The sequence below is a fragment of the Rhodococcus sp. NBC_00297 genome (genome assembly GCF_036173065.1).
In the GTDB taxonomy this organism is placed as follows: Bacteria; Actinomycetota; Actinomycetes; order Mycobacteriales; family Mycobacteriaceae; genus Rhodococcoides.
In genome coordinates, this window is sequence record NZ_CP108041.1 from 3,028,478 (window position 1) to 3,037,852 (window position 9,375).

The window sequence follows — 9,375 nt, forward strand, 5'->3', positions numbered from 1 at the left end:
CACGCCCGGTCGACGCCGCCGGGAGCGTCGCGGGCCGCATTCGGCGCGTCGGTGGGCCACGGGCGGCGCCTGTTCGGTGGAAAGTCCGACAATCCCTCCGGAAACGGGATCGTCGACCGTTTTCGTGCCATTCCTCGTGACGGGGGTGGGGACCGTGTTCCGAGGGCGTCGTCCCTGCTCACACACCCTTTTCTCGCGTTGCGCGGCGAGCGCGTTGGGTCGTACCCGACGTGGTCGACTAGCATGGAGGGCTGCTTGCCAACGAAAGGACTGTCATCGACCACGTCGATTCATCGTCACTGATCAGCGACGTAACGAGTGGCGCCCGCATTCCGGTAAGGAATGAGGTGGAAGTGGAGCACGACGCCCACGGGCGAATCGACGGGCACAGCGCCGGGTACGGATCGCGAATCGGGGGAATCGCTGTCCTGCCACCGTTCACGACGGTGGGCTCGGTCGGCCGGGGCGCGGTGCGCGAGCACGGTGTCGCGAGAGATCACGGGGAGTAGACGAGTGGATGACGGTGCACGGTTCGACGGCGGACCGGCTGACGACGACCGCTCCGACGAGACGGTGACGAGCGAGACGCAGGTGAGCTCGGCGGGAGTGCTGCCCGAGGGCGCGTTCCCGCTGTCGGGAGCACAGCGCGGCATCTGGTTCGCGCAGCAGTTGGCCGGGGACGTGCCGATCGCGATCGCGCACTACGTCGAGCTGAACGGAAGCCTCGACCTCGACCGTCTCGAGTACGCGCTGGACCGGGCGGGCCGCGAGTTCGGATCGGGCTATCTGCGTCTGGCCGAGGTGGACGGCGAGCCGTTCCAGTACGTGGACCTCAGCATGCGTGATCACATCTCCTACTTCGACCTGCGCTCCGAGTCCGACCCGGAAGCCGCGGCGATGGACTGGATGACGCGCGAGTACAGCACGCCGGTGGACATGCTCGTCGACCGCCTCGTGGTGTCCCACGTGCTGCAGTTGAGCGACGAGCGGTGGTTCTGGTACTCCCGAATCCATCACGTCGCGCTCGACGGTTTCGGCGCGATGACGATGATCCAGCGCACCGCTGCGCTGTACACGGCAGCGGTGGAGGGCAGGGAGCCCGAACCCTCCAAGGCCGTCGATCTGAACGATCTCTATGTCGACGACGCCAAGTACCGCTCGTCGGACCGCTTCGAGAAGGACGCCGCGTACTGGGCGGAGAGAGTGCGCAGCCTCCCGGATCCGCCGTCCCTCTCGGCCGTCACCGCTCCGCCGACGTCGCCCGCGCTCATCGCCGGTGGCTTCGTCTCCACCGACCTCGCCGAGCGCCTCGACCGGCGGGTCACCGAACTCGGCACCGCGTCGGCACCGTTCGTGGTCGCCGCCTTCGCCGCGTTCGTCTCCCGCATGACGGGGGCCGAGGACACGGTCCTGAGCCTGCCGGTCTCGGCGCGCACGACGGCGGCCATGCGTCGCTCGGGCGGCATGGTCTCCAACGTCGTCCCGCTGCGTCTCGCACTCCCGCCGAGCTGCACGGTCGCCGAGTCCGCGTCCCGCGCCCAGCTCGAACTCACCGGCGCCCTGCGCCGGCAGCGCTACCGCCACGAGGACATTCGTCGCGACAGCGGCGAGTCGGCGACCCAACGCGGACTGTTCGGCCCGTCGATCAACATCATGCTGTTCCACGACGAGCTGCGGCTCGGCGACCTCAACGGCTCGTACAACGTCCTGACCACGGGTCCGGTCGAGGACCTGGCGCTGAACATCTATCCCGGTGCGGACAGCCGCGAACTGCGGATCGACTTCGAGGCGAACCCGCTGCGGTACACGCAGGACCAGCTGAACGCGCATCGTGCCCGCTTCGTGCGCTTCCTCGATGCGCTGATCGATGCCGAGCCCGACGCACCGCTCGGGTCGCTCGAGGTGCTGACCGACGACGAGCGGCGGCGTTTCGTCCCCGCACTGGGCGGCGAGAGCTTCCCGCAGGTCACTTTCGGCGACATCATCGCCCGCGCCGTCGACGCCGCGCCGGACACGGTGGCCGTCACGTGCGGGTCGGAATCGGTCACGTACGCAGAGCTCGACGCGCGCTCCAACCGCCTGGCCCGGCTGCTGATCTCGCGGGGCGTCGGACCGGAGAGCGTCGTCGCGGTCGCACTCGGTCGATCGGTCGAGATGATCCACGCGACGTGGTCGATCGTGGCGTCGGGCGGCGCCTTCCTGCCCATCGACCCGGCGTATCCGCTCGAGCGCATCGTGCACATGCTCGGGGACTCGGGCGCCCGGATCGGCGTGACCACCCGACGACACGTCGCGGACCTGCCGGACACGATCGACTGGCTCGTCGTCGACGACGACGAGCTGTGCGGCGACCTCGAGGTCTGCTCGCCCGCCCGCATCACCGACGCCGAGCGATCGGCTCCGGTCCGACCGTTCACCGCTGCGTGGATGATCTACACCTCGGGATCCACCGGCTTGCCGAAGGGCGTCACCGTCGGCCACGACGGACTGTCGAACATCATCGGCGAGATGACCGTCTCGTACGGGGTGTCGACGAAGTCGGTCGTCCTCGGTGTCGCGTCGCCGAGTTTCGACGCGTCCATCTTCGAGCAGCTGATGGCGCTCTCGTCGGCGACGACTCTGGCTCTCGCTCCGTCGGGGGTGTTCGGCGGAGAGGAACTCGCGGACTACATCCGCGAGAAGAACGTCACGCACGTCGTCATCACGCCGGCCGCGTTGGGATCGTTGGACCCGGACGGTCTCGAGCAGATCGAGTCGATCATCAGCGCCGGTGAGGCTTTGCCGTCCGAGGTGGCGGCACGCTGGGCTCCGCGCACCGCGCTGCGGAACGCCTACGGCCCCACCGAGACCACGATGATCGGATCGATCTCCGATCCACTGGTGCCCGGTGCTCCCGTGACCATCGGGTCGCCCATCCGAGGAACGCGACAGGTGGTGTTGGACAACAGGCTCCGGCCCGTTCCCGTGGGTGTCGTGGGTGAGCTGTATCTCGCCGGTGTGGACCTCGCCCGCGGGTACGCCAATCGCTTCGCGCTCACCGCCACGCGCTTCGTGGCCGGACCGTGGGCCGAGCCGGGCGGGCGCATGTACCGCACCGGTGACCTGGTCCGGTGGACCGAGGACGGCGACATCGTCTACGTCGGTCGCGCCGACTCGCAGGTGAAGATCCGCGGCTTCCGCATCGAACTGGGCGAGATCGACGCGGTGCTCGCCGAGCATCCCAGCGTCCGTACCGCCGTCACCGTGGCGCACCGGCAGTCGTCCGGGGCCACGGTGCTCGCGGCGTACGTCGTGCTGCGTCCGGACACGACGCTCGAGCACACCGAACTGCTACGCCATGCGGCGCAGCATCTTCCGTCGCACATGATCCCTGCCGCCGTCGTGGTCCTGGACCGCCTGCCCGTCACCGTCAACGGCAAGATCGACCACCGGCGGCTGCCCGAGCCGGTGCTCGCGACGCGCGAGTTCCGCGCCCCGACCACCGTCGTCGAGGAGATCGTGGCATCCGTCTTCACGCAACTGATGGGTGTCGACCGGGTCGGACTCGACGACGACTTCTTCGCTCTCGGCGGCAACTCGCTCATCGCGACGCGCGCCGTCTCCCGTCTGGGTGCCGCACTGGGGACACAGGTCTCGGTGCGCACGTTGTTCGAGGCACCCACCGTCGAGTCGCTCGCGTCCCGACTGCAGCAGGGTGGCCACGGCGAGACCCGCACGCCGCTGGTGCCCCGCGAGCGGACCGGGCAGGTGCCGCTGTCGCTCGCGCAGCGCCGCATGTGGTTCCTCAATCAGTTCGACCCGTCGTCGGTCGCCTACAACATCCCGTTGGCCCTGCGCCTCGAGGGTGATCTGGACATCGCCGCGCTGCAGGTCGCGATCATGGACGTCGTCGACCGCCACGAGGCGCTGCGGACTTCCTACCCGGACACCGAGAACGGACCGGTCCAGGTCGTCCACGATCCCGAGGCCGTGGTGCCGGACCTGACACCCGTGCCGGTCGACGCGGAGGATCTGCACGGCGTGCTGATCTCCTTCGCGATGACCACCTTCCAGGTCACGGAGCACGTCCCGCTGGTCGGTCGCCTGTTCCAGATCAGCGAGACCGACCACGTGCTGGCCATCGTGGTGCATCACATCTCCGCCGACGGTGCATCCCTGACACCCCTCGCGCGCGACCTGATGGCGGCCTACAGCGCCCGCATCGCGTTCTACGCGCCCACGTGGACCCCACTGCCCGTGCAGTACGTCGACTACACGTTGTGGCAGCGGGAGGTGCTGGGGTCCGAGGACGATCCCACGTCGCTCATCGCGCAGCAGGAGCGCTACTGGGTCGAGACCCTGCGCGACGCACCGGATCTGCTGCCGCTCCCGATCGACCGGGCCCGTCCGTCCCGGTCGTCGCTCAGCGGCGGAGCGCACGCGTTCGAGATCGATGCCGAGCTCCACGCGAAGATGATCGACCTGGCCGGGCGCCACCGCACCACGCTCTTCATGGTGGTGCACGCGGCGCTGGCCGTGACGCTCGCCAAGATCAGTTCTACCGACGACATCGTCATCGGTACCCCGGTCGCGGGACGCGGCGACGCGGCGATCGACGACCTCGTCGGCATGTTCGTGAACACCTTGGCGCTGCGCACCACCGTGGGCAGTCGCCAGCCGTTCGACGCGCTGCTGGACCACGTCCGCGAACGCGACCTGCAGGCGTTCGCCAACAGTGACGTGCCGTTCGAGCGTCTCGTGGAGGTGCTGTCCCCGGCGCGGTCGGAGTCGCGTCACCCGATCTTCCAGGTGATGCTGGCGTTCGAGAACATGGGTCACTCGACGGTGGAACTCACCGGACTGCGCCTGTCCACGGTCGATCTCGACCTGCAGGTGGTCAAGTTCGATCTGCAGCTGACCATGACCGATCGCACCGACGACGCGGGCCGTCCCGCCGGTATGCCGGCCACCTTCTCGTACGCGTCGACACTGTTCGACGCCTCGACCATCGAGGCGATCACGCGCCGGTTCGTCCAGGTGCTGACCACGATCGTCGACGATCCCACCGTGTCGGTCGCCGACATCGACGTGCTCGACGCCAGTGACCGCGTGGTCGCCGAGAGGTCGATCCAGCGCGTGTCCGAGGGCCGTCCCGTGGGTGACGACACCATCGTCTCGCGGGTGCTCGATCACGCGGCGAGCCACCCCGAGGCGAGTGCGGTGCGGTTCGGCGAGGTCTCGATCACGTACGGGGAGTTGGACTCTCGTTCGCGCGCTGCTGCAGCGAGGCTGTACGCGATGGGGGTGCGGTCCGGCGATCGGGTCGCGGTGGTGTGCGACCGATCGGTGGATCTGGTCGCCGTGCTGTTCTCCGTCATGCGGGCCGGCGCGACCTACGTGCCGATCGACCCGGAGTATCCCGGTGACCGTGTCGACTACGTCGTCGCCGACTCCGGTGCGCGCTTCGCCGTGGTCTCCGCTCGGCTCGAGGACCAGGTGCGCCGCGACGGCCTGACCGTCGTCGTGGACACCGATGTGGTTGCGCCGGAATCGGATTCGGAGGCGGGGTCCACCGCGCTGCTGCCCATGGCACGGCCGGACGACGTCGCGTACATCATCTACACCTCCGGATCCACCGGGAACCCGAAGGGTGTCGCGATCCCGCACACCAACGTGGTGACGTTGCTGACGAACACCGAGCAGTACTTCGGCTTCGGACCCGACGACGTCTGGACGATGTTCCACTCCTACGCCTTCGACTTCTCGGTGTGGGAGTTGTGGGGCGCGCTCACCACGGGCGGCAGCGTCGTCGTGGTGGACCACTGGACCGCGCGCTCGCCGGGCGACTTCCTGGACATGCTCGCCGACCGGGGCGTGACGGTGCTCAACCAGACACCGTCGGCGTTCTACCAACTCGCCGAGGCCGAGCGCGATCGGGCGGGCACCGAGCTGTCCCTGCGCCACGTCGTCTTCGGCGGTGAGGCGCTGGATCTGTCGCAGCTGCAGCGCTGGTACGCGCGGCACGCGGACGACAGTCCCCGCCTCGTGAACATGTACGGCATCACCGAGACGACGGTGCACGTCACCTACCAGGAGCTGACGGCGGCATTCGCGGCCGCGGCCCAGGGCAGTGTGATCGGCGTTCCCGTCCCTGGGCTCGGCGGCATCGTGCTCGACGACGCCCTGCGGCCCGTGCCCGTCGGAGTTCCCGGTGAGCTCTACGTCCTGGGTGATCAGTTGGCACAGGGCTACGTCGGTCGCCCCGACCTGAACGCCACCCGGTTCGTGGCCAACCCGTACCTGGCCGGTCAGCGGATGTACCGATCCGGTGACGTCGTGCGGTGGAACCGCGACGGTGCACTGGAGTACCTCGCACGTGCGGACGCGCAGGTCCAGATCCGCGGTTTCCGCGTGGAACTGGGCGAGATCGAGACCGTGGTGGCGTCCACGCCCGGTGTCGCGGGGGCCGCGGCGTCGGTGGTGCGGCGTCCGGCCGGCGACGTGCTGGTCGCGTTCGTGGTGCCCGAATCGGGCTCCACGGTCGACGCGGCGGCAGTCACCGAACACGTCGCCTCGCTGTTGCCGGCGTACATGGTTCCCGCGCGCATCGTCGAGCTGGACCGTCTGCCGCTGACCGTGAACGGCAAGCTCGACCGCAAGGCGCTGCCCGAGGTCACCGAGGACTCCGATCGCACGTACCGCGCACCCGAGACGCGGGTGGAGAAGGCGATCGCGGGGGTCTTCGAGGACATCCTCGACGTCACGCCCGTCGGCCTGGACGACGACTTCTTCGGACTCGGCGGCAACTCGCTCGTCGCGACGCAGGTCGCGTCCCGCATCGGTACCGAACTGGGCGTGCACGTTCCGGTCCGCGCCGTGTTCGACGCGACCACCGTCGCCCGACTCGCGGCGGTCGTCGCCGAGCTCGGTGCCTCCGATCGACCCGCGCTCGTCGCCGGTCCCCGTCCCGACGTGATCCCGCTGGCACTCGCACAGCAGCGTATGTGGCTGAGCAACCGGCTCGACCCGTCGTCGCCGATGTACAACCTGCCGTTGGGCATTCGACTCGAGGGCCGTCTCGATCTCGACGCCCTGCGCCGGGCCGTGCACGACCTCGTGACGCGGCACGAGATCCTCCGCACCGTCTATCCCCACACGGACGGCGTACCGCGGCAGGAGATCCTCACCGTCGACGAGGCGGGCGTCGAGCTCGCGGTGGAGGACGTTCCGTCCGCGCGCTGGATCGACGAGTTCGTCGCTCTCGCGACGAGCGGCTTCGACGTCACCACGGCGGTCCCGCTGCGGCTCGCGGTCTTCCGTGACCCGGAGGTCTCCACCGAGGCCGTGCTCGCGATCGTCGTGCACCACATCGCCGCGGACGGCGTGAGCCGCGTGGCGCTGACCCGCGACCTCGTCACCGCCTACCTCGCACGCACCGAGGGCGTCGACCCCGCGTGGGCTCCGCTCCCCGTCCAGTACGCCGACTACGCGGTGTGGCAGCGCGACGTCATCGGCTCGCCCCGCGACGCCGAGTCGGTCGCGTCCGCCCAGATCGCCTACTGGAAGCAGGCTCTCGACGGCCTGCCCCCGGAGCTGGACCTGCCGCGTGACCGGGAGCGGCCGGCGTCGCCCACCCGCGAGGGTGCGTCCGTCCACTTCGCCGTGGACGGGTTCGCGGCGGACCGGGTGGAGGCACTGGCGCGCGACCACAACGCGACGCGATTCATGGTGGTGCACGCGGCACTCGCCGTCGTCCTCTCCCGCCTGTCCGGATCGACGGACATCGCGATCGGCACCGCTCTCGCGGGCCGCGGAGATCCGGCGCTCGACAACCTGGTCGGCATGCTCGTCAACACGGTGGCCCTGCGTCTGCGGGTCGACGAGGATCTGAGCTTCGCCGAACTGGTGGCCGCAGCCCGTCGCGTGGACGTCGACGCGTTCGCGCACTCGGAGGTGCCGTTCGAGACCGTCGTCGACGCCGTCGCGCCGCAGCGCACGGGATCGGTGCCGCCGCTCTTCCAGACCGCACTGGCGTTCCGCAACATCACGCCGGCGCGGGTGGAGCTGCCCGAGATCACCGTGTCCGAACTGGAGAATCCGTTCGAGCCCGCCAACTTCGATCTGTTGCTCACGGTCGACGACGACGGCTCGCGGAAGCCGGGCGGCGACATGACGATGATGTTCACGTACTCGACCGAGCTGTTCGACGAGGAGACGGTGGAGACCTTCGGCCGGCATCTGGCGTCGGTGCTGCGGGCCGGGGTCACCGAACCCACGCGCGTCGTCGCCGATCTGCCGCTCGCCGAGGTGGTCACCGCGGCGCCCGTGGTGGAGCCCACGACTCCCGCGGCGTACTCGGGACCGTCGGTGGTCACGTCGTTCGCGTCGGCCGTGGAATCGGATCCGGACGCCCCCGCCGTCGTGATCGGCGAGAACGAGGTCAGCTACGCCGACCTCGACGCTCGTTCCAACCGCCTGGCGCGCTGGCTCGCGGGGGCAGGAGTCGGTGCCGGGTCGACGGTCGCGGTCCGGTCCGGCGACTCCGGCCTCGACACGGACACCCTGGCCCTGTGGTGGGGGATCCTCAAGGCAGGCGCGGCGTTGGACATCGGCCGAGTCGCACCCGACGTGATCGTGCTGTCCGGCGCATCCCGCAACGGGAGTCGGGCGCCGCTGATCCTGTCGGTGGACGACGCCGCCGACGACGTGGCGCAGTTCTCCGCGCGCCCCGTCACGTACGCGGATCGGGCACGCCCGCAGAACGGAGCCGATCCGGCGCTGGTCCTGCCGACCGGGACGGGCTCGGTCGGCGTGCTCACGTTCGACGAGCTCTCCGGCATCGTGTCCGCCGAACTCGATCGACTCGCCGTGGACTACGAGTCCCGGTTGTTCGCGACGGCGGCGGTCTCGACCGTGTCGCAGGCGCTGCGGGCGCTGGTCGCCGGTGTCGCGGGCGCCGCTGTGCTGGTGCAGGACAGTGCGGCGGAGTCGCTGACGGACGTGCTGCTCGATCAGTGGGTGACGCACCTGTTCGCCACCCCGTCGGACCTGTCGGCGGTGGACGCCGGGGAGTTCGAGGATCTCGCCGTGGTGGTCACCGACGCGGGCCGGGGCGACAGCGAGTCGTGCGACGGCTTCGCCGACGGCACCGAGATCGACGTCGTGCCGTTGACCTCGACGGGTATCGGACTCGCCATGCGGAGCTCATGACGGGATCCGTCCACACCACGGTGACAGGCGCCGTTCACACCACCCGGGTGAGCGGCGTGCGCGCCGCCCTGCTCGATAGGGTGGATCAGATGGGGCGACGCCCCATGAAGCACGCGTGCGCGCATCCGCGGGGAGTGTCGCGAGTACGCAGCGGGATCGTCGGTGGGCAACCACGGGCGGGGCTCG

The 9,375-nt window shown here is 69.6% G+C and carries 1 protein-coding gene; it reads left to right on the plus strand.

What is annotated here, in order from left to right; all coding sequences use genetic code 11:
- Positions 1-513: 513 nt before the first annotated feature.
- Positions 514-9,189 carry a non-ribosomal peptide synthetase gene (locus OG947_RS14565; protein WP_328812142.1) on the plus strand — a complete coding sequence of 2,892 codons (8,676 nt, stop codon included), beginning with the start codon at positions 514-516 and terminating at the stop codon, positions 9,187-9,189.
- Positions 9,190-9,375: the final 186 nt, after the last annotated feature.